We start from the raw sequence: 24,352 nt of genomic DNA on the forward strand, positions 1-24,352 counted from the left end.
TGACAGGCGGGACGGCGGGCGGCACGGCGTGGCGCGCCGGGCACAGCCGACTCCCGCCCGGCGTCCAGGCGACGCGCAGCCGCGGCGCGGACCGTGGTCGCCGTGACGACGCGTGCCCTCCCCGGGCGAGCCCGGCCCCGCTCGCTGCGGGCGCGGCTGCTGTGGGTCTTCCTCGTCCCGCTGGCCCTCGTGCTCGTCGTGGTGGGGGTGGCGGCGACCGCCGCGGTCCGCGGTGAGCTGCTCGGCCAGGTCGACGACCGGCTGGCCGCCGCCGTGACCCGCTCGGCGCACGCGGACGGCGGCCCGGGCGCGCCCGGGGACGGCGACCCGGGGGGCGGGCCGGACTTCCTGCTCGTCCCCGGCCAGGGCGACGGCACGCTCGGCGCGCGCGTCGTCGACGGCGCGGTGACCGAGGCCGCCGTCATCGGCAGGGAGGGCGACGGCGAGGCGCTGACCGCCGCGGAGGCCGCCGCGCTGGCCGGCGTCCCGGCCGACGGGGCCGCGCGCACCGTCGGCCTCGGCCCGCTGGGGGACTACCGGGTGGTCGCCTCGCCCGCCGGCGACGGCGAGCTGCTGGTCACCGGCCTGCCGCTGGCCTCGGCCGAGGCCGCGCTGGTCCGGCTGGTCGCCGTCGAGGTGGTCGCCGGGCTGCTGGGTCTGCTCGCCGCCGGCGTCGCCGGGTCGCTGGTGGTGGGCCGCACGCTGCGCCCGCTGCACCGGGTCGCCGCCACCGCCGGGCGGGTCGCCGCGCTGCCGCTGTCCAGCGGCGAGGTGCGGCTGCCCGACCGGGTGCCGGCCGCCGACACCGACCCGCGCACCGAGGTCGGCCGGGTGGGCGCGGCGCTCAACCGGCTGCTGGACTCGGTGGAGTCGGGCATCGCCGCGCGGCAGGCGTCGGAGACCCGGCTGCGCCGGTTCGTCGCCGACGCCGGCCACGAGCTGCGCACCCCGGTCACCTCCATCCGCGGCTACACCGAGCTGGTGCGCCGCCGCGGCGGGCTGCCCGAGGACGCCGACACCTCGCTGCGCCGGGTGGAGGCGGAGGCGGTGCGCATGTCCGGCCTGGTCGACGACCTGCTGCTGCTCGCCCGCCTCGACGCCGGCCGCGAGCTCACCGTCGGCACCGTGGACCTCACCGGGCTGGTCGTGGACGCCGTCAGCGACGCGCACGCCGCCGGCCCCGGGCACCGCTGGCGGGTGGACCTGCCCGGCGCGGCCGTGCTCGTCCCCGGCGACGCCGCCCGGCTGCACCAGGTGCTGGCCAACCTGCTGGCCAACGTCCGCACGCACACCCCGGCCGGGACGACGGCGACCACCCGGCTGCGCGCCGAGGACGGCACCGCGGTGCTCGAGGTCGCCGACGACGGCCCGGGCGTGCCCGCCGACCTGCGGGCCGGGGTCTTCGAGCGGTTCGCCCGCGGCGACTCCGCGCGCTCGCGGGCCTCCGGCAGCACCGGCCTCGGGCTGGCGATCGTCGCGGCCGTGGTGGCCGGGCACGGCGGCACCGTCGGCGTGGCCGGCCGGCCCGGGCGGACGGTGTTCACCGTGCGGCTGCCCGGCGCCACCGTCGCCGAGTTCGAGGACGACGACGCGCTCGAGGGAGCCGGCGGCGTCCGCGCATGACCAGCCGGCCTGATCGTGCTGCGTCCTGGCTCGGCGCCGACCGTGAGCCGGGACGCGCGGCGGTGAGCCAGGACGCCTCAGGCGGGGACCAGCCGGCGGCACTCCGGGCAGACGTCGTCGGAGCCGAGCCCGCGCCGGCCGTTCCACGCCCCCTGGACGACGGCGACCGGCGTCCCGCACGCGGCCACCCACGGCGGCGGCCCGTCGGCGGCCTCCCGCGGCACCGCGTGCGCCCGGCTGCTCTCCTGGTCCCGCCCGGCCGCGTGCCCGCCCGTCGCGCTCGTCACCGCCCCAGTCTCCCGGCCGGGCCCCGCCTCGTGGTGCCCGCCCTCGCGCTGCGGGGCGGGGCCGGGCACCGCGGGAGGAGGCGGGGCCGGCCGGCACCGGGGGCGGCGCGCGCCGTTCCCCTCCGGAAACCGGGCACGGCAGTCCATGCTGTCGCCCGTGACCGCCCCGTCGACGCCGCTGCCGTGGTTCCCCGCGGCCGAGGCGCCGGGCGGGCGCCGGGTCCCGCCGCCGGACGGGGCCGGGCAGGACCGGCTGGTCCTCGACCCCGCCGCGGTCTCCCTGGCCGGCCCCCGCGGCGCCGACCAGGACGCCGGGTCCGCCGGTCCCGCGCTGCTCGTCGTCGCCGACGGCGTGGGCGGCGGGCGGGGCGGGGCCACCGCGGCCCGCCTGGTCGTCGAGGAGGTGGTCGCCCGCGCGGCCGCCGCCCGTGCCGACGGCACCGAGGCCGCCCCGGACGCGGGCCTGGCCGACGCGCTCGCCGCCGCCGACGCCGCCGTGCGCGCGGCCGCCGCGGCCGACCCCGCGCTGACCGGCATGGCCACCACCTGCACCGCGGCCGTGCTCACCCGCGACGGCCGGCTGGTGGTCGCGCACGTCGGCGACAGCCGCGCCCACCTGATGCGCGCCGGCGTCCTCACCCGCCTCACCACCGACCACTCGCTGGTGCAGGCGCTGGTCGACTCCGGCGACATGACCCCCGAGGAGGCCGCCGCCTCGCCGATGCGCTCGGTGCTGCTGCGCGCCCTCGGCGGCTCGGCCGACCCCGGCCGGGCCGACCTGATCGCCGTCCGCGCCGAGCCCGGCGACCGGCTGCTGCTGTGCTCCGACGGGCTGTCCGGCGTCGTCCCGGCCGCCACCCTGCAGCGCGTCCTCGCCGCCGAGCGGCGCCCCGCGGCCGCCGCCTCCCGGCTGGTCATGGCCGCGCTGGCGGCAGGCACCCGCGACGACGTGACCGCCGCCGTCGGCGACGTCACCCCCGCCGGGTGGGCCGGGTGCACCGTCCAGGTCACCGTCGGTGCGGCCGCCGGGACCGCGACCGGGACCGCCGCCGACTGAGGCCCGGCAGGGGCTTGCCCGGCCCGCGCGTCCGGGGGCAGGGTGTGGTGCACACCACATCCCGTGAGCCCGGGAGGTCCCCGTGCGCATCCCCCTCCAGGACAACGACCGGCCCGGCGGCCGCCGTGGGTAGGGACGTCGTCCCGGCGCCGGAGCCGCGCGAGGCGGCCCGGGTGCGCAACGTGGCCCTCGTCGGCCACGCCGGCGCCGGCAAGACGACCCTCGCCGAGGCGCTGCTCGTGGCCACCGGCGCCCTCGTGCGCGCCGGCCGGGTCGAGGACGGCACCACCTGCCTCGACAGCGACGACGTCGAGGTCCGCCAGCAGCGCTCGGTGACCCTCGGCGTGGCCACCGTCGAGCACGACGGCACCCGGATCACCCTGCTCGACACCCCCGGCAGCCCCGACTTCGTCGGCGAGCTGCGCGCCGGGCTGCGGGCCGCCGACGCCGCGCTGTTCGTCGTCTCCGCCGTCGGCGGCGTCGACGCGACCACCGTGCAGCTGTGGGAGGAGTGCGCCGCGGTCGGCATGCCGCGCGCCGTCGTCGTCACCCAGCTCGACCGCGCCCGGGCCGACGTCGAGGAGACCGTGCGGCTGTGCCGGACGGCGCTCGGGGAGGGGGTGTACCCGGTCCACCTCGTCGACCGGGCGCCCGACGGGACCGTGCGCGGCGTGGTCAACCTGCTCGAACCCGGCGCGCAGGCCCCCGACGCCGAGCGGCTCCGCAGCGAGCTGATCGAGGGGATCATCGGCGAGAGCGAGGACGAGGCGCTCATGGAGCGCTACCTCGCCGGTGACGAGCTGGTCCAGGGCGACCTGATGGCCGACCTGGGCACCGCGGTCGCCCGCGGCCACTTCCACCCGGTGCTCTGCGCCGCCCCGCTGCAGGGCATCGGCCTCGACGCGCTGCTCTACCTGATCGTGCACGGCTTCCCGAGCCCCGCGGAGCACGGCTGCCCGCCGGTCACCCGCCCCGACGGCTCGAAGGCCCCGGCGCTGGCCTGCGACCCCGACGGCCCGCTGGTCGCCGAGGTGGTCAAGACGACGACCGACCCCTACCTCGGCCGGGTCTCCCTGCTGCGGGTCTTCTCCGGCACCCTCACCCCGGACACCCCGGTGCACGTCTCCGGGCACGGCGGCGCCGACCGCGGCCACCCCGACCACGACGCCGACGAGCGCATCGGCGCGGTGTCCTCCCCGCTCGGGTCGGCGCTGCGCCCGGTCGCCGCCTGCCCGGCCGGCGACGTCTGCGCCGTCGCCCGGCTGAGCACCGCCGAGACCGGCGACACCCTGTCCGCGCCCGGCGACCCGCGGCTGGTGCCGCCCTGGGACCTGCCGGTGCCGCAGCACCCGGTCGCGGTCGAGGCCGCCTCCCGCGCCGACGAGGACCGGCTCGGGCCCGCGCTGGCCCGGCTGGCCGCCGAGGACCCGACGGTGCGCGTCGAGCGCTCCCGCGACACCGGGCAGCTGCTGCTGTGGTGCGTGGGGGAGGCCCACGGCGAGGTGCTGCTGGAGCGGCTGCGCACCCGGCACGGCGTCGCGGTGACCACCGTCCCGGTGCGGGTGCCGATGGTCGAGACCCTCGCCGCGCCGGCGAAGGCCACCGGGCGGCTGGTCAAGCAGTCCGGCGGCCACGGCCAGTACGCCGTCGTCGTGGTGGAGGCCGAGCCCGGGCCGCCGGGGTCGGGCATCACCTTCGAGCAGCGGGTGGTCGGCGGGGCGGTGCCCAGCCAGTACCACGGCAGCGTCGAGAAGGGCATCCGCGCGCAGTGCGCCAAGGGCGTCCACGACGACCGGCCGCTGGTCGACGTCGCCTTCGTCCTCGTCGACGGCAAGGCGCACTCGGTCGACTCCTCCGACGCGGCCTTCCAGTCCGCCGGGGCGCTGGCGGTCCGCGAGCTCGCGGCCGCCGCGGGCACCAAGGTGCTCGAGCCGTGGTGCGAGGTCGAGGTGGTCGTGCCCGGCGAGCACGTCGGCGCGGTGATGAGCGACCTGTCCTCCCGCCGGGCCCGGGTCACCGGCAGCGACGCCGACCCCCACCGGGACCGCACCACCGTCCGCGCCGAGGTGCCCGAGGTGGAGCTGCTCGGCTACGCCGGCGCGCTGCGCTCGGTCAGCCACGGCACCGGCTCCTTCAGCCGGCGCCCGCTGGGCCACGAGCCGGCTCCCGCCTCGCTGGTCGCCGTCCCGGCGTAGCCGCCGGCCCCCGGCCGGACGTCCCCGCCACGATCCTGCGCGTGGCGGGGACGAGCGGGGTCCGTCGACTAGCCTCGGGCACGGTGTGCAGCGGGGTGGAGGAGCAGTGACGTCGTCGCAGGGGTCGTCGGCCGTCCCGGCGTCCCCGGAACCGGGGTCGATGGCGGGCGCGGTCGTGGGGCCGGACGCGGGTGTGGGCCGGGTGCCCGACCGCAACGAGCTGCCCGACCGGGTGTGGACCGTCCCCAACGCCCTGTCGGTGCTGCGGCTGCTCGGCGTGCCGCTGTTCCTCTGGCTGCTGCTGGGCCCGCACGAGGACGGCTGGGCCGTGGTCGTGCTCATGGTCTCCGGCGTCACCGACTGGGCCGACGGCAAGCTCGCCCGGGTGCTCGGCCAGTCCAGCCGCCTCGGCGCGCTGCTCGACCCGGCCGCCGACCGGCTCTACATCGTCGCCACGCTCGTCGCCTTCGTGTTCCGCGACGTCGTCCCGCTGTGGGTGGTCGCGGTGCTCGTCGGCCGCGAGGTGGTGCTCGGGCTGATGCTGCTGGTCCTGCGCTCCCACGGCTACGAGCCGCTGCAGGTGCACTACCTGGGCAAGGCGGCCACGTTCAACCTGCTCTACGCCTTCCCGCTGCTGCTGCTGGCCGACGACGCCACCGGCGCCTGGCTGGCCTGGGTCCAGCCGTTCGCCTACGCGTTCACCATCTGGGGCGGCGTGCTCTACGTGCTGGCCGGGGTGCTCTACGTCGTCCAGGTGGCCGGGATCGTCCGCGCCGAGCGGGCGCTGTCGCGGGGGACGGCCCGGTCCGGGGCGGGCGCGCCGGCCCACCCGGCGCCGTGACCGCGACCCGACCGACTCCCCGGCCGGCCCCGCCGGCCCGCGGCGGGGTGCGGTCCATGGGCGCCTCGCTGCTGGACCAGGTGCTCGCCGAGACCCTGGACCCCGCCTACGCCCGTGCTGCGGGGGCCCGCGCCGCGGGCCCGGGGGACGCGCCGCCGCGCCGCCGCCGGCTGGGCGCGCTGGCGGTCGCGGTGACGATGGCGCTGGCCGGGCTGCTGTTCTCGGTGACCTACCACCAGGCCGCCGCGCGGGCCGCCGGGCAGGACGAGGTCCGCGCCCGGCTGGTCGAGGAGATCGGTGCCCAGTCCGCCAGCACCGACGACCTCGCCGCCGAGCTGGAGGACCTGCGCGGCCGGGTCGCCGACGCCCGCGACGACGCGCTGGCCGCCAGCACCGTCGGCCGCCGGGCCATCGACGCCCTCGAGGCCGCCGAGCTCGCCGCCGGCCTCGACGCGGTGACCGGTCCCGGCCTGCTGGTCACCCTGGCCGACGCCGAGCCCGACGCCGACGCCGACCCGGTCGGCGGCACCGACGACGACGGCAGCGGCGACGTCCGCGACGGCGACCTGCAGCTGGTGGTCAACGCCCTGTGGTCCGCCGGCGCCGAGGCGGTGTCGATCAACGGCCAGCGGCTCGGCCCGACCACCGCGATCCGCTTCGCCGGGGAGGCGGTCCTCGTGGACTTCCGCCCGGTCACCAACCCCTACCGCGTCAGCGCCATCGGGAACCCGGACGACCTCCGGGCCCGGTTCCTGGCCAGTCCCGAGGTCAACGCCCTGGCGGTCATCTCGGAGACCTACGGCCTGCGTTTCGAGTTCGCCCAGGAGGACGAGCTGTCCGTTCCCGCCGGGGGAGTCCCCGAGCTGCGTTCCGCCGTGCCCTTCGCCGGCACCCCGGCCGAGGCCGCCGCCGGCGGCACGGGGGACTGAGCGGTGATCCCCGTCATCGGCCTGGCCGTCGGCATCGCGCTCGGCCTCGTCATCGACCCCACCGTCCCGCTGTGGCTGCAGCCCTACCTGCCGATCGCGGTGGTCGCCGCGCTCGACGCGGTGTTCGGCGGCGCCCGCGCCCGCCTCGACGGCATCTTCGACGCCAAGGTGTTCGTCATCTCGTTCGTGTCGAACGTCGTCGTGGCCGGGCTGATCGTCTTCCTCGGCGACCAGCTCGGCGTCGGCGCCCAGCTGTCCACGGCGGTCGTCGTCGTCCTCGGCATCCGCATCTTCGGCAACGCCGCGGCCATCCGCCGGCACCTGTTCCGGGCATGAGCGGCACCCCGCGTCCCGCCGGGGACGACCCCCGCCCGCCCGTCCCGGCCGACGCCGGGCCGGAGGTCACCGACGCCGGCCCCGCCGAGGCCCTGGCCGCGGGGACCGCCCCGGCCGGCGACGTCCCCGAGCCCGCCGGCGACGTCCCCGAGCCCGCCGCGCGACCCGCCGGGCAGCCGCCCGCGGGGGAGCCGCCCACCGGGGAGGACGCCACCACCCCGGAGCGGGGCCCGGCCGCCCCGCGGCGCCCCCGGCAGCGCGTGGTCGCCGGCCTGCTGATCGGCGTCCTCACCCTGCTGCTCGGCTTCGCGATCGCGGTGCAGGTGCGCAGCACCGACACCGGCCAGGCGCTCGAGGGCGCCCGCGAGGAGGAGCTCGTCGCGATCCTCGACGACCTCGACCTCGAGGAGGAGCGGCTGCGCGCCCAGATCGCCGACCAGCGCAGCGCGCTGCGCGACCTGTCCGACACCGACAGCCGCTCGGCCGCCGCCCTCGAGGACGCCAACGAGCGCGCCGACGCCCTGGCCGTCCTCAACGGCACCGTCGCCGCCGAGGGGCCGGGCCTGGTCATGACCATCCGCGACCCCGAGGCGCAGGTGCGGGTCGCCGACCTGCTCGACGCCATCCAGGAGCTGCGCGGCGCCGGGGCGGAGACCATGCAGATCGACGGCGTGCGGGTCGGCGTCTCCACCGCCGTCACCGGCGTGCCGGGCGCCCTGCAGGTCGACGGGCGGGCGGTGAGCGCCCCCTACGAGGTCGTCGTCATCGGCTCCCCGCAGGACCTGCAGACGGCGATGAGCATCCCCGGCGGCGTCGTGGACCGGGTCGGCCGGCAGGGCGGCAGCGTCGACATCGAGCAGCGCGACCGGGTCGTGGTGGACGCGTTGCGGCCGCTCGACGAGCCTCAATACGCTCAGCCCGACACCGACTGAGGACCCTCCTGCCCCCCACGCCTCGCTGGCGCTCGGCGCGGGCCCCTGCAGGAGGGCCACGACCGACCTGGAGACGACACCGCATGAGCACGCCCGACGACCGCCGCTACACCGACCAGCACGAGTGGGCGCTCGTGCAGGGCAGCGGGGAGGCGGGCACGGTCGTCCGGGTCGGCATCACCGACCACGCGCAGGACGCGCTCGGCGACATCGTGTTCGTGCAGCTGCCCGAGGTGGGGGAGGAGGTCGGCCCCGGCAACCCGATCGGCGAGGTCGAGTCGACCAAGTCGGTGTCCGACGTCTACTCGCCCGTGGCCGGGACCGTCTCGGCGGTCAACGAGGCCCTCGGCGACGCCCCGGAGACCATCAACGCCGACCCCTACGGCACCGGCTGGCTGGTCGAGATCACCGTGGCCGGCGACGGCGGCGACCCCACCGCCGACCTGCTCGACGCGGCCGCCTACCAGGCGCTGGTCGACGCGTCCTGACCACCCCCCGGGCCGCCCGGGCGCCCGGGGACGATCACTATGCTGCCCCTGGGAACGGGTCCTCGACGGCCCCGTGGGACAGCTGTGACACCTCCCCGGCGTCCGGTTGACCCTCGGGACCACCGCTGGTTCCATGACCAACGGCCCGCCGTGCCCCGCACGGCGGCCGACCCGCGACGACACCGTCCGGTGCCGTCGTCCGCCGGCCGCCCGCGGCAGGACCACATGCCCGCGGCGGTGCCCCCTGCACCGGAGGAGACAGACGTGCACTGCACTCGTTGTGGCCACGACAACCCCGAGGGCAGTCGCTTCTGCGCGCAGTGCGGCGCCGCCCTCTCCCAGGAGCGCGTCGGGGAGTCGACGAGCGTCATCCCCAAGGTCGGCGGCGAGGACACCGGCGACGTCCCGGAGGCCGCGGAGCCCTCGGCCGACGCGCACGCCGGGGCGGTCGAGTCCCTGCCCGCCGGGTCGGCGCTGCTCGTGGTCAAGCGCGGTCCGAACGCCGGCAGCCGGTTCCTGCTCGACCAGGACGTCACGACCGCCGGCCGGCACCCCGACAGCGACATCTTCCTCGACGACGTGACCGTCAGCCGCCGGCACGTGGAGTTCCACCGCGAGGGCGGCGGCTTCTCGGTGCACGACGTCGGCAGCCTCAACGGCACCTACGTCAACCGGGAGCCGGTCGACGTCGCGACCCTGTCCGGCGGCGACGAGGTGCAGATCGGCAAGTTCCGCCTCGTCTACCTGACCGGCCCGCGCACCGGCGAGCCCGCCGCCCGCTGACAGCGGGGCGCTGATCCCTTGCGTTCCGCGCCGGCCGGCGCGTCCGGGGACGGCGCGCCCGACGCCCGCACCCCCCGCCTGACCATCGGGGCGGTGCTGGGCGCCCTGCGCGACGACTTCCCCGACGTGACCATCAGCAAGATCCGGTTCCTCGAGGCCGAGGGCCTGGTCTCCCCGCAGCGGACGCCGTCGGGGTACCGGAAGTTCTCCCGGGCCGACGTCGACCGGCTGCGGTACGTGCTCACCGCCCAGCGGGACCACTACCTCCCGCTGCGGGTCATCAAGGAGCACCTGGACGCGCTCGACCGCGGGGAGCCGGTGCCGGACCCGGCCGCCCCGGCCGTGCCGGAGGAGCTCCGGCCGGACGGGGACGCCGCGGCGGCGTCCGGGCCGATGGAGGCCGCCGCGTTCGCCGCGGCGGCCGGGCTGACACCGGCCCAGCTGGGCGACTGCGTCCAGTTCGGGCTGCTCGTCCCCGACGCCGACGGGCGGCACCCGGCCGGCGACCTGCCGGTCGCGCGGGCGGCTGCGGGGCTGGCCCGGCACGGCATCGAGCCGCGCCACCTGCGGGTGTTCCGCACCGGCGCGGAACGGGAGGCCGCCCTGGTCGAGCAGCTGCTCGCGCCGGTGCTGCGCTCCCGCTCGGAGGACGCGCGGGCCCGCGCCACCGAGCAGCTGGCCGAGCTCGCGGCGCTGTCGGCGCAGTTGCACCGGGCGCTGCTGGAGGCGCGACTGCGCGACCTGTTGCGCCCGTGAGTCCGGCGTACCGTGGACCCAGCCGCCGGACCGGCCGTCCGTCACCGCAGACCGGCGCCTCCCCGTACCGCCGCAGCTGAGGAGCAACACCGTGCAGGAACTCAGAGTTGTCGGGGTCCGGGTCGAGCTGCCCGGCAACCAGCCGATCCTGCTGCTGAAGGAGACGCAGGGGGAGCGGTACCTGCCGATCTGGATCGGCGCGGTCGAGGCCGCCGCCATCGCGTTCGAGCAGCAGGGCGTGCGGCCGGCGCGGCCGATGACCCACGACCTGCTCCGCGAGGTCGTGCGCACCCTCGGCGCCACGCTCGAGGCGGTCAACATCACCGAGATGCGCGACGGCATCTACATCGCCGAGCTGGACTTCGGTGACGACCGGGTGGTCAGCGCCCGCCCGTCGGACGCCGTCGCCCTGGCCGTGCGCACCGGCGCCCCCATCTACGGCGCCGAGGAGCTGCTCGACGAGGTCGGGATCGAGATCCCCGACGAGCAGGAGGACGAGGTCGAGAAGTTCCGCGAGTTCCTCGACCAGATCTCGCCCGAGGACTTCGGCGCCGGTTCCGGCTCCGGCGGCGCCTGACGCCCGGTGGGCGCGGGACGCCGCCGGGGAGCGGCGTCCCGGCTGCCGCCCGTGCACCCACGGGACGGGTGGGACCCCGTGCGTCTCGCTCGTCACACCAGTCACAGAACGCTGGAGTCCGGCGCGGAGCTGCCGATACCACTCTCTCGGGGTGAGTGGGGCGACACGCCGCCCGCGTCAGTTGACCGCCCTGGGGGCCCGGCTTACGGTCGCGGACAACACCGGTGTGACCCGTGGGGAAGCGGGAGCACTCCGGGACGCTCCGCCGCGCCTGTGGCGGGACTCGAAGGAGGACGCTGACGTGAGCGACCAGAGCGAGGGCTCCCAGGGTCAGCTCTTCAGCGACGCCGCCGTGGGGGCGACGGACTACGACGAGGTCGACACCGACCTCGTCGGGTACCGCGGCCCGACGGCGTGTGCCGCCGCCGGGATCACCTACCGCCAGCTGGACTACTGGGCCCGTACCGGTCTGGTCGCCCCCTCGGTGCGCAGCGCCACCGGGTCGGGGACACAGCGGCTGTACTCGTTCCGCGACATCCTGGTGCTGAAGGTGGTCAAGCGGCTGCTCGACACGGGGGTGTCGCTGCAGAACATCCGCAAGGCCGTCGACCACCTGCGCAACCGCGGGATCAAGGACCTCGCCAACGTCACGCTGTTCTCCGACGGGGCGACGGTCTACGAGTGCACCTCGGCCGAGGAGGTCGTCGACCTGCTCGCCGGCGGGCAGGGCGTCTTCGGCATCGCGGTGTCCGGCGCGCTGCGCGAGCTGTCCGGCGAGCTGGCCGAGCTGCCCGCCGAGCGGCTGGACGGCGCGCCGCTGCACGCGGCCGACGACGAGCTGGCCCTGCGCCGCCGTCGCCGCGCCCAGACCGCGTAGCCCAGACCGCGTAGCCGGACCTGCACGTCCGGGAGGGGCGTCCCGCACCCCGCGGGACGCCCCTCCCGCGCGTCCGGGGAACGCCCCGCCCGGCGGTCGTGAGCGGTCCGCCGTTCCCGCGCGGGAGGCGCTGGTAGCGTCGTGGCAGTGGCGGACGCTGCTCACTCCCTCCCGTCGTTGCGCTCCCTGAGCCCCGCGGGTTCCTTCGCCGGCCGGCACATCGGCCCCCGGGCGGACGAGACCGCCGCGATGCTCGAGGCCGTCGGCCACGACTCGCTGCAGTCGCTGGTCGACGCCACCGTCCCCGAGGCGGTGCGCGACCGCGACGAGCTCTCGCTGCCCCCGGCCGCCGACGAGGCCACCGTGCTCGCCGAGCTGCGCGAGCGGGCCGCGGCCAACCAGGTCGCCGTGCCGATGATCGGGCTGGGCTACTCCGGCACGGTCACCCCGGCGGTCATCCAGCGCAACGTGCTGGAGAACCCCGCCTGGTACACCGCCTACACGCCCTACCAGCCCGAGATCAGCCAGGGCCGGCTCGAGGCGCTGCTGAACTTCCAGACGATGGTCGCCGACCTCACCGGCCTGCCCGTCGCCGGCGCCTCGATGCTCGACGAGGCCACCGCCGCGGCCGAGGCGATGACGCTGGTCCGCCGCGCCGGGCGCGCGAAGCCCGACGCGGTGTTCGTCGTCGACGCCGACACGCTGCCGCAGACCCTCGCGGTGCTGCAGACCCGCGCCGAGCCGCTGGGCATCCGGCTGCACGTCGCCGACCTGTCCGCCGGCTGGCCGGCCGACCTGCCCGAGGCCGGCGCGTTCGGCGTGCTGGTGTCCTACCCGGGCGCCAGCGGCGCGGTCCGCGACCACCGGGCGCTGGCCGACGCCGCGCACGCCGCCGGCGCGGCCGTCGTCGTCGCCGCCGACGTCCTGGCGCTCACCCTGCTCGAGGCGCCGGGCGAGTGGGGTGCCGACGTCGCCTGCGGCAGCACGCAGCGCTTCGGGGTCCCGCTGGGCTACGGCGGCCCGCACGCCGGCTACCTGTCGGTGCGCGAGGGCCTGGCCCGGCAGCTGCCCGGCCGGCTGGTCGGGGTGTCGGTCGACGCCGACGGCGACGTCGCCTACCGGCTGGCGCTGCAGACCCGCGAGCAGCACATCCGCCGGGAGAAGGCGACCAGCAACATCTGCACCGCGCAGGTGCTGCTCGCCGTCATGGCCGGCGCCTACGCCGTCTACCACGGGGCCGAGGGGCTGACCGCGATCGCCGCCCGGGTGCACCGCAGCGCGCTGGCGCTGGCCGGGTGGCTGCGGGCCGGCGGCGTCGAGGTCGTCCACGAGGAGTTCTTCGACACCGTGCAGGCCCGCGTCCCCGGACGGGCCGACGAGGTGGTCGCCGCCGCCGCGGCCCGGCGGATCGACCTGCGCCGGGTCGACGCCGACACCGTCGCCGTCGCCTGCGACGAGACGACGACGCCGCAGGTGCTGCGCCGGGTGGCCGAGGCGTTCGGCGTCGCCGCGGACGAGTCCGCCCTCGACGACGACGGCCCGGACGCGCTGCCCGCCGCCCTGCGCCGGCGCACCCCGTTCCTCACCCACCCGGTCTTCTCCGCGCACCGCTCGGAGACGGCGATGATGCGCTACCTGCGCTCGCTGTCGGACAAGGACCTGGCGCTGGACCGCACGATGATCCCGCTGGGGTCGTGCACGATGAAGCTCAACTCCGCCGTCGAGATGGCCGCGATCACCTGGCCGGAGTTCGCCGGGCTCCACCCCTTCGCCCCGGCCGAGCGGGCGCGCGGCTACCGGCAGCTGATCGACGAGCTGTGCACCTGGCTGGCCGAGATCACCGGGTACGCCGCGGTGAGCGTGCAGCCCAACGCCGGCTCGCAGGGCGAGTTCGCCGGGCTGCTGGCGATCCGCGGCTACCACGCCTCCCGCGGCGAGTCGCACCGCGACGTCTGCCTCATCCCCAGCTCCGCGCACGGCACCAACGCCGCCAGCGCGGTGATGGCCGGGATGCGGGTGGTCGTGGTGGCCTGCGACGAGGCCGGCAACGTCGACGTCGCCGACCTGCGCGCCAGGATCGACCAGCACGCCGAGCGGCTGGCCGCCATCATGATCACCTACCCGTCGACGCACGGGGTGTTCGAGACCGAGGTCCGCGAGATCTGCGCCGCGGTGCACGACGCCGGCGGGCAGGTGTACGTCGACGGCGCCAACCTCAACGCGATGGTCGGGCTGGCGCGGCCGGGCCGGTTCGGCTCCGACGTCAGCCACCTCAACCTCCACAAGACCTTCTGCATCCCGCACGGCGGCGGCGGGCCCGGCGTCGGGCCGATCGGCGTCCGGGAGCACCTGGTGCCGTTCCTGCCGGGCCACCCGCTGGCCGACACCGGCGGCTCCGGCCCGGCCGTGTCGGCCGCGCCGTGGGGGTCGGCCGGGATCCTGCCGATCTCGTGGGCCTACCTGCGGCTGATGGGCCCCGCCGGGCTGCGGCGGGCCACCGAGCACGCGGTGCTGGGCGCCAACTACCTCGCCGCCCGGCTGCGCGAGCACTTCCCGGTGCTCTACACCGGCGCGGGCGGGCTGGTCGCCCACGAGTGCATCCTCGACATCCGGCCGCTGACGCGGGCCACCGGCATCACCAACGACGACATCGCCAAGCGGCTGGTCGACTTCGGCTTCCACGCGCCGACGATGAGCTTCCCGGTGGCCGGCACGCTGATGGTCGAGCCGACCGAGAGCGAGGACAAGGCCGAGCTCGACCGGTTCGTCGAGGCGATGGTGACCATCCGCGGGGAGATCGAGCGGGTCGCGTCGGGGGAGTACGACAAGGCGGACAACCCGCTGCGCAACGCCCCGCACACGCTGAAGATGCTCGCCGGGGACTGGGACCGGCCCTACCCGCGCGGCGCGGCGGTGTTCCCGGTGCCCTCGCTGGTCACCCGCGGCTACCTGTCGCCGGTGCGCCGGATCGACCAGGCCTTCGGCGACCGCAACCTGGTCTGCTCCTGCCCGCCGCCGGAGGCCTTCGCCGAGCCGGAGCCGGCGCACGCGCCGCGGACGCGCGTGCCCGACCGCGGCGAGGGCGCCCCCGACGACCTGGGCACCGCCGCCGACGTGGTGGGCGCCCAGGCCTAGTCGGAGGGCCCCGCCGCCGGGGCCCGGGCCCCGGCAGCGGGGCCGTTCCCTCACGACACCGGGGTGCGGCCGGCGGCGGAGGCGATGCCGAGCCAGGTGTGCCGGTTGCCCGCCCAGCACCAGCCGACCTTCGCCGTGCCCCGCCGCTCGGGGCCGTCGCGGCCGGTGCCGTTGCTGATCCACAGCGCCGGGGTGCGGGCGTCCAGCGACCCGTCGGTCCGCAGCACCCGGGAGCCGACGGTCATCGTGCAGGCGTTGCGCTCCAGCAGGTCCGGGCACTGCAGCAGCCAGGTCAGCCCCTCGGTCACCGTCAGCGGCGTCCGGCCGGCGGCGCGGATGCGGGGCAGCGACTCGTCCGGGGTGCAGTTGCGGAACCCGTCGCCGCGCTCGGGGGAGGAGAGGGCGTAGACGTCGGCGGGCGGCGCGGCGTCCTCCAGCGGGGCGAAGGCGTCCAGGTCGGTCAGATCCACGACGACGAACACCGGCCGGTCCCGCCAGGACACCAGCTCCACCAGGGCGGTGGCCGGCAGCAGCGACGGCGCGAGGACGAGCAGGCCGTCGTCCGGGACGCCCGCCGCCAGCGCGCGCAGCTCGGTCGTCGACAGGCCCGCGCGCTCGTGGGCGCCGGCGGCGACCAGCCGCTCGGCCTGCTCGGCGGGGGCGGGGAGGGACAGCAGGGCGGTCGGCACGGGGGGCACCTCCGGCGACGGTGACGGACGGCGGACCAACGGCTCGGGGCGCGGTCCGGTTCCGACCCCTCGACGCCGCTCCCCGGCGAGGGGGACCATCACCGCATGGCGGGAAGGACGCGACGGGTGCGGCGGACGGCGTGCGCGGGGGTGCTGGCCTGCGGGGCGGCGCTGCTCGCGGCGTGCGGGGGGACCGGGGAGCAGACGGCCGGGCCCGAGGACGTGAGCCCGGCGGCGGCCACCGAGGAGGCCCCCGACCCCACTCCCGCCGAGGATCCCGGCACGCCCGGGGAGACGCCGGCCGCCGGCGACCTCGGGGACCGGCTGCTGCCCGCCGAGGCGTTCGGCCCGGACGCGTCCGTCGTCCGGCTCGACGACGGCGACGACGGCGACGGCTGGGGCTGGGGCCGGGGCTGGGGCGGCTGGCACGACCGCGACGACGACGGCGAGCACGACGGCCCGCCCGAGGGGGTGAGCGTGGAGCCCGCGGCGTGCGCCGACGTGCTGGAGGCGCTGCCGGAGCCCGCCGACGAGGCGGCCGACCCGGTGGTGGCGGCGCAGGTCGCCCGCAGCGACGAGGTGCGCACCTACCAGGTGCTGGCCGAGTCGCCGGAGCTCGCCGGCCTGACGCTGCCGGTCGACGAGCTGCTGGGCGCCTGCTCGTCGGTGACGGTCAGTGCTCCGTGGGGCCTCGACGCCACGGTGCGGCTCGCGCCCCTGGACCTGCCCGCGGTCGGCGGCGAGAGCGCCGGCCTGCAGGTCACGGTCGAGGGGTGGGGCGACACGGTCACCAAGCTGGTCGGTGTCGCCGTCGACGGGTCGCGCGGGCTGCTCCTCGCCCAGTCCGCGGGGCCCGGGGACCCGGCGCCCGACACCGCGGCCTTCGCCGGCCTGTTCGGCGACGCCGGGGCGGCGGCCTTCGACTGAGCCCGCGGGACGACCGGGCGCCCGTCCCCGCGAGGGGGACGGGCGCCCGGTCGTTCCGAGGGCTCCCGCTACGCGCGGACCAGCCCGGCGGTCCGCCACTGGTGGTGGTCGGCGACGGCGCTGCCGTCGGGGAGCAGCTCGCCGTCGTCGTCGAAGAGGACGACGCCGTTGCACAGCAGGCTCCAGCCCTGCTCCGGGTGGCTGCTCACGACGACCGCGAGGTCACGCGCGTCGGTGGCGGCGTCGGGGCAGGGGGTGGGGTGTACGCACATCGGGAGGACTCCGGATCGGGCCGGCGGCGGGACCGCCGACATCACTGACGGTGAGTGTCCGGTGACCGGACGCCTCCGAGTGTGCGCCGACCCGGGGGCGGTGTCAGGTGACGAACCTCACCACCTGACCCGATCGGGTCGTCAGTCCTCGCCATGGCGGCAGCCGCGGCGGCAGGCGGACCATGCGCGCCGCCCCGCCGGCCGTTCGACCGTTATCCCCAACTCAGGCGCCGCGTGACCGGTTCGGGACGGGCAACCACGAGGGAGAGGAGGTCAGAGCTTGCGCAGCAGCACCCGGCGCACCGAGTGGTCGGCCGCCTTCTGCAGCACCAGCCGGGCGCGCGAGCGGGTGGGGGCGATGTTCTGCCGCAGGTTGGGGCCGTTGACCGCGGCCCAGATCGACAGCGCGGTGGCGCGGGCGTCGTCGTCGCTGAGGTCGGCGTAGCGGTGGAAGTAGGCGGAGGTGTCGGCGAAGGCGGTGCGCCGCAGGGCGAGGAACCGCTCGACGTACCACTGCTGGATGTCGGCCTCGGCGGCGTCGACGTAGACGGAGAAGTCGAAGAAGTCCGAGAGGAACACCTCGGGCACCCGGCCGTCGTCGCGGCGGCCGGCCTGCAGCACGTTGAGCCCCTCGAGCACGAGGACGTCGGGCCGGTCGACGACCTGCCGCCGGCCGGGCAGCACGTCGTAGGACTGGTGGGAGTAGACCGGCGCGCTGACCTCGCCGCGGCCGGACTTCACGTCGGACAGGAAGCGGATGAGCGCGCGCCGGTCGTAGCTCTCGGGGAAGCCCTTGCGGGCCATGAGGCCGCGGGCCTCGAGGACGGAGTTGGGCCACAGGAAGCCGTCGGTGGTGACCAGGTCGACCCGTGGGGAGCCGGGGGCGGCGGCCAGCAGGGTCTGCAGCAGCCGGGCGGTGGTGCTCTTGCCGACGGCGACGCTGCCGGCGACCGCGATGACGTAGGGGACCTTGGCGGTGGTGTCGCCGAGGAACCGGTTGCGCGCCGCCCACAGCCGCTGGCTGGCGGTGACGTGCAGGTTGAGCAGCTCGGCCAGGGGCAGGTAGACGGTGGCGACCTCGTCGAGGTCGATGCGGTCGCCCAGGCTGCGCAGCGCGCGCAGGTCGGCCTCGTCCAGGGGCAGCGTGCGGGTGGCGGCCAGCGACCGCCACGTGTCGCGGTCGAACGCCGCGTAGGGCGAGATCGAGGGGCGGGTCCCGGCCGTCACGGGTCCATCGTGCCGCCCGGGTGCGCGGCCCCTCGCCGCCGGGTCACCCGCCGGGGTGGGGGACCGGCCCCGGGCGGCCTCGGGCGGCGCCGTCCCGGGTGGCCGCGTCTAGGGTGCCGGTGTGCCGACGCGTCCCGGGCTGCTCGACCGCGTCGAGCAGTACGCCGTCGCCGCGTCCCTGCCCGACGCCCCGCCGGTCGCCGCCGGCCCGCTCGAGGTCCCGATCGGCCCGCCCGCCTGGCCGTTCCCGGCCCGCCCGCGCCCGGGTACCCGCGAGGTCACCGGGGACGACGTCCGCGCCGCGGTCGCGCTGCAGGAGGAGGCGGGGCTGCCGGCCGCCGTCGAGTGGGTGGTCGAGCGGACGCCGACGCTGGGCGCCGCCGCCCGCGGGGCCGGGCTGCTGGTCACCGAGTTCCCGCTGCTGGTCGCCGACGAGCCGGTCGAGCTGCTGCTCCCGCACGGGGTGCGGCTGTACCTGGTCGGCGGCGAGGACCCGCGGCTGCCGCACTACCAGCACCTGCTGGAGAGCGGCTTCGCCCCCCACGTGGAGGGCGGCGCGGGGCTGCTGGACGACCCCGGCCCGCCGGACGAGGCGCGCACCGCCGTCCTGCGCGAGCGGGTGGCCACCGGGCGCACCGTGGTGATGGTCGCCGTCGAGGACGGCGAGCCGGTCGCCGTCGGCGCGCACCAGCCGGTCGACGTCGACGGCGCCGAGATCAGCGAGGTGGTCGGCGTGGCCAGCTCACCGCGCCGCCGCGGCCGCGGGGTGGGCGCGGCGCTGGCCTCGGCGCTGGTCGCGCAGGCCCGGGAGACGGCGGAGCTGGTGTTCCTCACCGCCGGGGACGACGACGTCGCCCGGGTGTACGAGCGGGTGGGCTTCGCCTGGCTCGGCTCGACCGGCGTCGCCGCCCGCCCGCCGGCCTGAGCCGCCGCGGGGCGCCCGGGGCGGCTCGGGCCGGCCGAGATCCCCCGGGTCCCGGACGCCCCCGCCGGCGGCCGGCCGGTCCCGGACCGGTCAGTCCTGGACGTAGACGGGCACCAGCACGGCGCGCGCCAGCGTGTGGCCGAAGAGGTTGAAGCCGTGGAAGGCGGGGCTGGCGTCGTCGGGCACGCCCATGTCCTCGACGTCGAGGGCGTGCACCACGGTGAAGTAGCGGTGCGGGCCGTGACCGGCCGGGGGAGCGGCGCCGACGTAGCCGCGGAAGCCGGCGTCGTTGTGCAGCTGCCGGGCGCCCGCCGGCAGCTGCGCGCCGTCCCGGCTGCCGGCCCCGGCGGGCAGCTCGGTGACGTCGGCGGGGATGCCGGTGACGACCCAGTGCCAGAAGCCGGAGGCGGTGGGCGCGTCGGGGTCGTAGACGGTGACCGCGAACCCCTTGGTCTCCTCGGGGAAGCCGGACCAGGACAGCTGCGGGGAGTGGTCCTCGCCGCCGGCGCCCATGACGCCGCTGACGTGCGGCATCGGCAGCACCTCGCCGTCGGTCACGTCGGTGCTGGTGACGGTGAACGACGGGACGGGCGGCAGGAAGTCGTAGGGGCTCGGGGGCTGGGGGCGGTCGGCCATCGGGGTCCTCTCGTCGGGCGGACGGGGCGGCCGCTGCCGTCCCGGCGCCGACCCTAGGCAGCGGGTCCGCGCCGCGCGCCCCGGACGGGACGGGCTCCCGCGTGATCTCGACGGCCCGCGTGATCTCGACGGCCCGCGTGATCTCGACGGCCCGCGTGATCTCGACGGGTCGCCGGGGACCGGCCTGGGTAGCGTCCGCAGCGTGCTCGGACTCCCCGACGGCATCCGTGCCTGCCTCTTCGACATGGACGGCGTGCTCACCCGCACCGCCACCGTGCACATGGCCGCCTGGAAGCGGACCTTCGACGAGTTCCTCCGCGCGCGGGAGCCGCAGGCGCCGGAGTTCACCCAGCTCGACTACAACCGCTACGTCGACGGCAAGCCGCGCGCCGACGGCGTCCGCGACTTCCTCGCCAGCCGCGGCATCACGCTGCCCGAGGGCTCCCCGCAGGACCCGCCGGACGCGCCGACGGTGCACGGCATCGGCCGGCGCAAGAACGAGCTGCTGCTCGCCGAGCTCGAGGAGCACGGCGTCGAGGTCTACCCCGGGTCGATCGCCTACCTGCGCGCGGTCAAGGAGGCGGGCCTGCGCACCGCGGTGGTCACCGCCTCGGCCAACGGCGAGCAGGTCATCGCCGCCGGCGGCTTCGCCGACCTCATCGACGCCCGCGTCGACGGCGTGGTGACCGCGCGGGAGGGGCTGCGCGGCAAGCCCGCCCCCGACACGTTCCTGGCCGGCGCCCGCGCGCTGGGCGTCGAACCGTCCGCCGCCGCGGTGTTCGAGGACGCGCTGGCCGGCGTCGCGGCCGGGCGGGCGGGGCACTTCGGCTTCGTCGTCGGCGTGGACCGGGTCGGGCAGGCCGACGGGCTCAAGGAGAACGGCGCCGACGTCGTCGTGACCGACCTCGACCAGCTGCTGGAGGACCGCACGTGACCGAGGGGAGAGCGACCTTCCCGGTCGAGCCGTGGTCGCTGACCGAGATCGGCCTGGACCACTCGTCGCTGGGCGTGCACGAGTCGGTGTTCGCGCTCGCCAACGGGCACATCGGGCTGCGCGGCTCGTTCGAGGAGGGGGAGCCGGTCGTCGTCCCCGGCACCTACCTCAACGGCTTCTTCGAGGAGCGGCCGCTGCCCTACGCCGAGGCCGGCTACGGCTTCCCCGAGCAGGGGCAGACCGTCGTCAACGTGACCGACGGCAAGCTGGTCCGGCTGCTGGTCGGCGACACCCCGCTGGACCTGGACTACGGCGAGATCGTCGAGCACCGCCGGAGCCTGGACCTGCGGCGTGGCGTGCTGCGCCGGGTCACCGAGTGGCGCTCGCCCAACGGCCGCACGGTGCGGGTGACCAGCACCCGGCTGGTCTCGCTGCGCCGCCGCTCGATCGCCGCGATCGAGTACCAGGTCGAGTGCACCGACGACCGGGGCGACCTCTACATCGCGCTGCAGTCGGACCTGCTGGCCAACGAGCCGGTCGACGGCGGCAGCGAGGGCGACGACCCGCGCGCGGCGGCGGCGCTGCGCCGGCCGCTGGTCAACGAGTTCAGCGTCGCCCGGGGGCGGCGCGCGGTCATGGTGCACCGCACCCGGCGCAGCCACCTGCGGATGGCCGCGGGGATGGACCACGTCGTCGACGTGCCCGACACCGCCACCGAGGACATGGAGGCCGGTGAGGACCTCGCCCGCTACACGCTCGCCGCGCGGCTGCCCGGCCACGGGTCGGGCGTGAAGCTGGTCAAGTACCTCGCCTACGGCTGGTCCTCGCGGCGGTCCGCGGCGGCGCTGCGGGACCAGGTGGAGGGCGCGCTGGCCACGGCCAAGCTGGCCGGCTTCGCCCGGCTGGCCGACGAGCAGCGGCAGGTCCTCGACGAGTTCTGGGCCGGCGCCGACGTCGAGGTCGACGGCGACGACGAGCTGCAGCAGGCCGTCCGGGTCGGCGTCTTCCACCTGCTGCAGGCGGGCCTGCGCGCCGAGCGGCAGCCCATCCCGGCCAAGGGGCTGACCGGCCCCGGCTACGACGGGCACACCTTCTGGGACACCGAGACCTACGTGCTGCCGGTGCTCACCTACATCGCCCCGCACGCCGCCCGCGACGCGCTGCACTGGCGGTACTCGACCCTGGACAAGGCCCGGGCGCGGGCCCGCGTGCTCGGCCTGCACGGCGCGGCCTTCCCGTGGCGGACCATCCGCGGCGAGGAGACCTCCGGGTACTGGCCGGCCGGGACGGCGGCCTTCCACATCAACGCCGACATCGCCGACGCCGTCGTCCGGTACCTGCACGCCACCGGCGACGAGGAGTTCGACCGCGACTTCGGCGCGGAGCTGCTGATCGAGACCGCCCGGCTGTGGGCGTCGCTCGGCCACTTCGACGAGGAGCACGGCTTCCGCATCGACGGCGTCACCGGCCCCGACGAGTACACCGCCGTGGTGGACAACAACGTCTACACGAACCTCATGGCGCAGCGGAACCTGCGCGAGGCGGCCGCGGCGGTCGACCGGCAGCCCGACGTCGCCGGCCGGCTGGAGGTCACCGAGGACGAGGTGGAGACCTGGCGGCGGGCCGCGCGGCTGATGGCCGTGCCCTACGACACCCGGCTGGGCGTCCACATGCAGTCCGACGCCTTCACCCACCACGAGGAGTGGGACTTCGCGAACACGCCGCCGCAGTGCTACCCGCTGCTGCTGCACTACCCGTACTTCGACATCTACCGCAAGCAGGTGGTCAAGCAGGCCGACCTGGTGATGGCCCTGCACCTGCGCGGGGACGCGTTCACCTTCGAGGAGAAGGTGGCCGACTTCGCCTACTACGAGGCCCGCACGGTGCGGGACTCCTCGCTGTCGGCCGCGCAGCAGGCGGTGGTGGCCGCCGAGACCGGGCACCTGGAGCTGGCCTACGACTACTGGGCGGAGGCCGCGCTCACCGACCTGCAGAACCTGCACGGCAACTCCGGGCACGGCCTCCACATCGCCTCGATGGCCGGCGGGTGGACGGTCGCCGTCGCCGGGTTCGGCGGCATGCGCGACCACGACGGGCACCTGCTGTTCGCGCCGCGGCTGCCCGAGCGGATCACCCGGCTGCGCTTCCGGCTGGCCTACCAGGGCCGCGTCCTGCAGGTCACCGTGACCAAGGAGCAGGCCACCTACCGGCTGCTCGACGGCGACCCGCTCGACGTGCACCACCACGGCCGACGGGTGACCGTCGACCACGAGGACCTGGTGGTCGACGTCCCGCCGGCGCCCGACACCGGGAAGGTCGTCCAGCCGCACGGCGCCGAGCCGCGGCGGCGCAGCCCGTACTCCTCCCAGGGGCGCTAGAGGAGCAGCCACCGGACGGCGAGGCCGAGCGCGGCCAGGTCGACCAGCAGGAACACGCCCACCCACAGCAGCGCGGGCAGCCGGGTGAGGCGGGCCAGCTGGTCGGCGTCGGAGTCCGGCGCGGCCCGCCGCCGGCGCGCGCCCTGCAGCTCGAGCACGGTGCGCGGCGCGGCCAGCAGCAGGAACCAGGTGACCGCGGCGGCGACGGCGGCCTGCCCGGCCGGTGGCAGCCACGCGGTGACGGCGGCCAGGCCCGCGCCGGTGACCAGCACCGCCCACAGGCCGTAGAGGTTGCGGATCTGCAGCAGCAGGAGCGCGAGCAGGGCCAGCAGCGCCCACAGCACCCCGACGGCGTGCCCGGCCGCGAGCAGCGCGGCGGCGCCCAGCCCGAACAGCCCCGGCCCGACGTAGCCGGCCGCGCAGGTGAGCACCATCCCCGCGCCGGTGGGCCGGCCCCGGGACACGGTGAGCCCCGAGGTGTCCGAGTGCAGCCGGATGCCGGCCAGCCGGCGGCCGGTGGCCAGCGCGGCCAGGCCGTGCGCGCCCTCGTGGGCGATGGTGACGACGGTCCGCGCCGGCCGCCACAGCGCGGGGGTGGCGACCACGAGCAGCGCGACGGCGGCGGCCCCGGCCAGGAGCGTGGGCGGGAGGGGTGCCTCGCCCGTCACGCGGGTCCACAGGCGGTCGACGGCGTCCATCCCGGCGAGTCAACCGCACGCACCGGGCAGGACCCCGGAGGCCGCCGGACGCCGTGTCGTCCGTTATCCCCAACTAATGGGCGCACCGGGTAGTGGTCCGGCCGAAGGAGGAGAGCGGCGAGGGCGGGGCAGATCACGCCCGGACGGCCTGCGCGGCCCGCCGGTGGTCGCCGATCCTGGCGGTATGACGACGTCGCTCCCGGTCGCCGCCGCACGCCTCCCGGTCACCGTCTCCTTCACCCGCCGGGCCGATCCGTCGCACACCCGGGAGATGACGGCGTGGATCCGGGCCGGCATGACGATGGCCGAGTCCTTCCCGGGCTTCCTCGGCGCCGGGTGGGTGCGACCGCGCGGCGGCTCGGACGAGTGGCACATGCTCTGCCGCTTCGCCGACCAGGAGGCGCTCGACGCCTGGGAGGCCTCGGCGGAGCGCGCCTGGTGGCTGCGCTCGGCGGAGGGGCTGGCCGAGGTGACCCGCACCGAGCGGCGCACCGGCATCGAGGGCTGGTTCGACCAGCCGGTCAGCACGGAGGTCGCCACCCCTGCCGGGCCGCCGGCGCCGCCGCGGTGGAAGCAGGCGACGACGATCTGGCTGGTCTTCTACCCGCTCAACCTGCTGGCCACGGTGACCCTCGGGGCGCTGCTGGCCGACGTGCCCGTGGCGCTGCGGGTGCTGGTCGTGACGCTGGCGCTCACCCCGGTGATGACCTACCTGCTGCTGCCGTGGATCACCCGCCGGCTCGAGTGGTGGCTGCACGGCCGGCCCTGGCGCGACCGCCGGCGCTGAGCGACCTGGACCCGTCCGGTCTCGTCATCAACCGTTATCCCCAACTACCTGTACCACACGTAG

At 76.8% G+C, this 24,352-nt stretch carries 24 protein-coding genes; 18 read left to right on the forward strand and 6 right to left on the reverse strand.

The features are described 5' to 3' along the window. The first annotated feature begins 102 nt into the window (after positions 1 to 102). Positions 103 to 1,623 (forward strand): sensor histidine kinase, encoded by a 1,521-nt coding sequence (locus ACI8AB_RS05540; protein ID WP_456949272.1) that lies wholly within the window; start codon positions 103 to 105, stop codon positions 1,621 to 1,623. Positions 1,624 to 1,700: 77 nt separating this feature from the next. Here ACI8AB_RS05540 and ACI8AB_RS05545 read toward each other — a convergent pair whose 3' ends face one another. Then, complete coding sequence (locus tag ACI8AB_RS05545; RefSeq protein ID WP_456929616.1) at positions 1,701 to 1,910, reverse strand: hypothetical protein; 210 nt, start codon at positions 1,908 to 1,910, stop codon at positions 1,701 to 1,703. A 157-nt stretch (positions 1,911 to 2,067) separates the two neighbouring features. Here ACI8AB_RS05545 and ACI8AB_RS05550 point away from each other — a divergent pair, with 157 nt between their 5' ends. The 12 genes from ACI8AB_RS05550 to gcvP all read left to right on the forward strand — a co-directional run bounded on the left by ACI8AB_RS05550 (position 2,068) and on the right by gcvP (position 14,816). Then, positions 2,068 to 2,967: a PP2C family protein-serine/threonine phosphatase gene (locus tag ACI8AB_RS05550; protein WP_456949273.1), complete on the forward strand. Its 900-nt coding sequence runs from the start codon at positions 2,068 to 2,070 to the stop codon at positions 2,965 to 2,967. Between the two features lie 125 nt (positions 2,968 to 3,092). Beyond that, complete coding sequence (locus tag ACI8AB_RS05555; RefSeq protein WP_456949274.1) at positions 3,093 to 5,162, forward strand: elongation factor G-like protein EF-G2; 2,070 nt, start codon at positions 3,093 to 3,095, stop codon at positions 5,160 to 5,162. Between the two features lie 106 nt (positions 5,163 to 5,268). Further along, on the forward strand, positions 5,269 to 6,003 hold the full coding sequence (locus tag ACI8AB_RS05560) for a CDP-alcohol phosphatidyltransferase family protein (protein WP_456949275.1): 735 nt from the start codon (positions 5,269 to 5,271) through the stop codon (positions 6,001 to 6,003). Positions 6,004 to 6,059: 56 nt separating this feature from the next. Beyond that, positions 6,060 to 6,932, forward strand: coding sequence for a DUF881 domain-containing protein (locus ACI8AB_RS05565; protein WP_456949276.1), 873 nt, complete (start codon positions 6,060 to 6,062; stop codon positions 6,930 to 6,932). A 3-nt stretch (positions 6,933 to 6,935) separates the two neighbouring features. Continuing rightward, positions 6,936 to 7,268 (forward strand): small basic family protein, encoded by a 333-nt coding sequence (locus tag ACI8AB_RS05570; RefSeq protein ID WP_456949277.1) that lies wholly within the window; start codon positions 6,936 to 6,938, stop codon positions 7,266 to 7,268. Next, the gene (locus tag ACI8AB_RS05575) at positions 7,265 to 8,200 is read left to right on the forward strand and encodes a DUF881 domain-containing protein (protein WP_456949278.1); all 936 of its coding nucleotides are present in this window, start codon (positions 7,265 to 7,267) and stop codon (positions 8,198 to 8,200) included. Before ACI8AB_RS05570 ends, ACI8AB_RS05575 begins: the two co-directional genes overlap by 4 nt. Positions 8,201 to 8,283: 83 nt before the next feature. Further along, on the forward strand, positions 8,284 to 8,688 hold the full coding sequence (gene gcvH, locus ACI8AB_RS05580) for a glycine cleavage system protein GcvH (protein WP_387988174.1): 405 nt from the start codon (positions 8,284 to 8,286) through the stop codon (positions 8,686 to 8,688). Positions 8,689 to 8,952: 264 nt separating this feature from the next. Beyond that, on the forward strand, positions 8,953 to 9,471 hold the full coding sequence (gene odhI, locus ACI8AB_RS05585) for an oxoglutarate dehydrogenase inhibitor Odhl (protein WP_387988175.1): 519 nt from the start codon (positions 8,953 to 8,955) through the stop codon (positions 9,469 to 9,471). An 18-nt stretch (positions 9,472 to 9,489) separates the two neighbouring features. Further along, entirely contained in the window at positions 9,490 to 10,227 is a 738-nt protein-coding gene (gene ftsR, locus ACI8AB_RS05590; protein WP_387988176.1) for a transcriptional regulator FtsR, read from the forward strand. Positions 10,228 to 10,318: 91 nt separating this feature from the next. Then, entirely contained in the window at positions 10,319 to 10,804 is a 486-nt protein-coding gene (locus tag ACI8AB_RS05595) for a bifunctional nuclease family protein (protein ID WP_387988177.1), read from the forward strand. A gap of 301 nt (positions 10,805 to 11,105) precedes the next feature. After that, entirely contained in the window at positions 11,106 to 11,681 is a 576-nt protein-coding gene (locus tag ACI8AB_RS05600; protein ID WP_456902460.1) for a MerR family transcriptional regulator, read from the forward strand. 147 nt (positions 11,682 to 11,828) lie between these two features. Continuing rightward, positions 11,829 to 14,816, forward strand: coding sequence for an aminomethyl-transferring glycine dehydrogenase (gene gcvP, locus ACI8AB_RS05605; RefSeq protein ID WP_456949279.1), 2,988 nt, complete (start codon positions 11,829 to 11,831; stop codon positions 14,814 to 14,816). 50 nt (positions 14,817 to 14,866) lie between these two features. Here the strand turns inward: gcvP and ACI8AB_RS05610 are convergent, their stop codons facing one another. After that, on the reverse strand, positions 14,867 to 15,505 hold the full coding sequence (locus ACI8AB_RS05610; protein ID WP_456949280.1) for a DUF5701 family protein: 639 nt from the start codon (positions 15,503 to 15,505) through the stop codon (positions 14,867 to 14,869). Between the two features lie 105 nt (positions 15,506 to 15,610). On the opposite strand from ACI8AB_RS05610, the gene ACI8AB_RS05615 reads away from it, so the two are divergent. Next, positions 15,611 to 16,432, forward strand: a complete 822-nt coding sequence (locus ACI8AB_RS05615; RefSeq protein ID WP_456949281.1) for a hypothetical protein — start codon at positions 15,611 to 15,613, stop codon at positions 16,430 to 16,432. Between the two features lie 68 nt (positions 16,433 to 16,500). On the opposite strand, the gene ACI8AB_RS05620 is transcribed toward ACI8AB_RS05615, so the two are convergent. Together ACI8AB_RS05620 and coaA are read right to left on the reverse strand one after the other, a co-directional pair. Then, a complete protein-coding gene (locus ACI8AB_RS05620) occupies positions 16,501 to 16,704 on the reverse strand; it encodes a DUF5999 family protein (protein ID WP_387988181.1) in 204 nt (67 codons plus the stop codon). 273 nt (positions 16,705 to 16,977) lie between these two features. Beyond that, on the reverse strand, positions 16,978 to 17,931 hold the full coding sequence (coaA, locus tag ACI8AB_RS05625) for a type I pantothenate kinase (protein ID WP_387988182.1): 954 nt from the start codon (positions 17,929 to 17,931) through the stop codon (positions 16,978 to 16,980). Between the two features lie 121 nt (positions 17,932 to 18,052). On the opposite strand from coaA, the gene ACI8AB_RS05630 reads away from it, so the two are divergent. Beyond that, positions 18,053 to 18,856, forward strand: coding sequence for a GNAT family N-acetyltransferase (locus ACI8AB_RS05630; protein ID WP_456949282.1), 804 nt, complete (start codon positions 18,053 to 18,055; stop codon positions 18,854 to 18,856). A 90-nt stretch (positions 18,857 to 18,946) separates the two neighbouring features. Here ACI8AB_RS05630 and ACI8AB_RS05635 read toward each other — a convergent pair whose 3' ends face one another. Continuing rightward, positions 18,947 to 19,492 carry a YbhB/YbcL family Raf kinase inhibitor-like protein gene (locus ACI8AB_RS05635; RefSeq protein ID WP_456949283.1) on the reverse strand — a complete coding sequence of 182 codons (546 nt, stop codon included), beginning with the start codon at positions 19,490 to 19,492 and terminating at the stop codon, positions 18,947 to 18,949. A gap of 202 nt (positions 19,493 to 19,694) precedes the next feature. Here ACI8AB_RS05635 and ACI8AB_RS05640 point away from each other — a divergent pair, with 202 nt between their 5' ends. Beyond that, the gene (locus tag ACI8AB_RS05640) at positions 19,695 to 20,426 is read left to right on the forward strand and encodes an HAD family hydrolase (RefSeq protein WP_456949284.1); all 732 of its coding nucleotides are present in this window, start codon (positions 19,695 to 19,697) and stop codon (positions 20,424 to 20,426) included. Then, entirely contained in the window at positions 20,423 to 22,804 is a 2,382-nt protein-coding gene (locus ACI8AB_RS05645; RefSeq protein WP_456949285.1) for a glycoside hydrolase family 65 protein, read from the forward strand. Before ACI8AB_RS05640 ends, ACI8AB_RS05645 begins: the two co-directional genes overlap by 4 nt. Here the strand turns inward: ACI8AB_RS05645 and ACI8AB_RS05650 are convergent. Beyond that, positions 22,801 to 23,502, reverse strand: coding sequence for a M50 family metallopeptidase (locus ACI8AB_RS05650; RefSeq protein WP_456949286.1), 702 nt, complete (start codon positions 23,500 to 23,502; stop codon positions 22,801 to 22,803). The two genes, ACI8AB_RS05645 and ACI8AB_RS05650, sit on opposite strands and share 4 nt — an antisense overlap. Before the next feature lie 184 nt (positions 23,503 to 23,686). Here ACI8AB_RS05650 and ACI8AB_RS05655 point away from each other — a divergent pair, with 184 nt between their 5' ends. After that, positions 23,687 to 24,289, forward strand: a complete 603-nt coding sequence (locus ACI8AB_RS05655; protein WP_456949287.1) for an antibiotic biosynthesis monooxygenase — start codon at positions 23,687 to 23,689, stop codon at positions 24,287 to 24,289. Positions 24,290 to 24,352: the final 63 nt, after the last annotated feature.

Source organism: Geodermatophilus sp. SYSU D00698 (assembly GCF_054050335.1).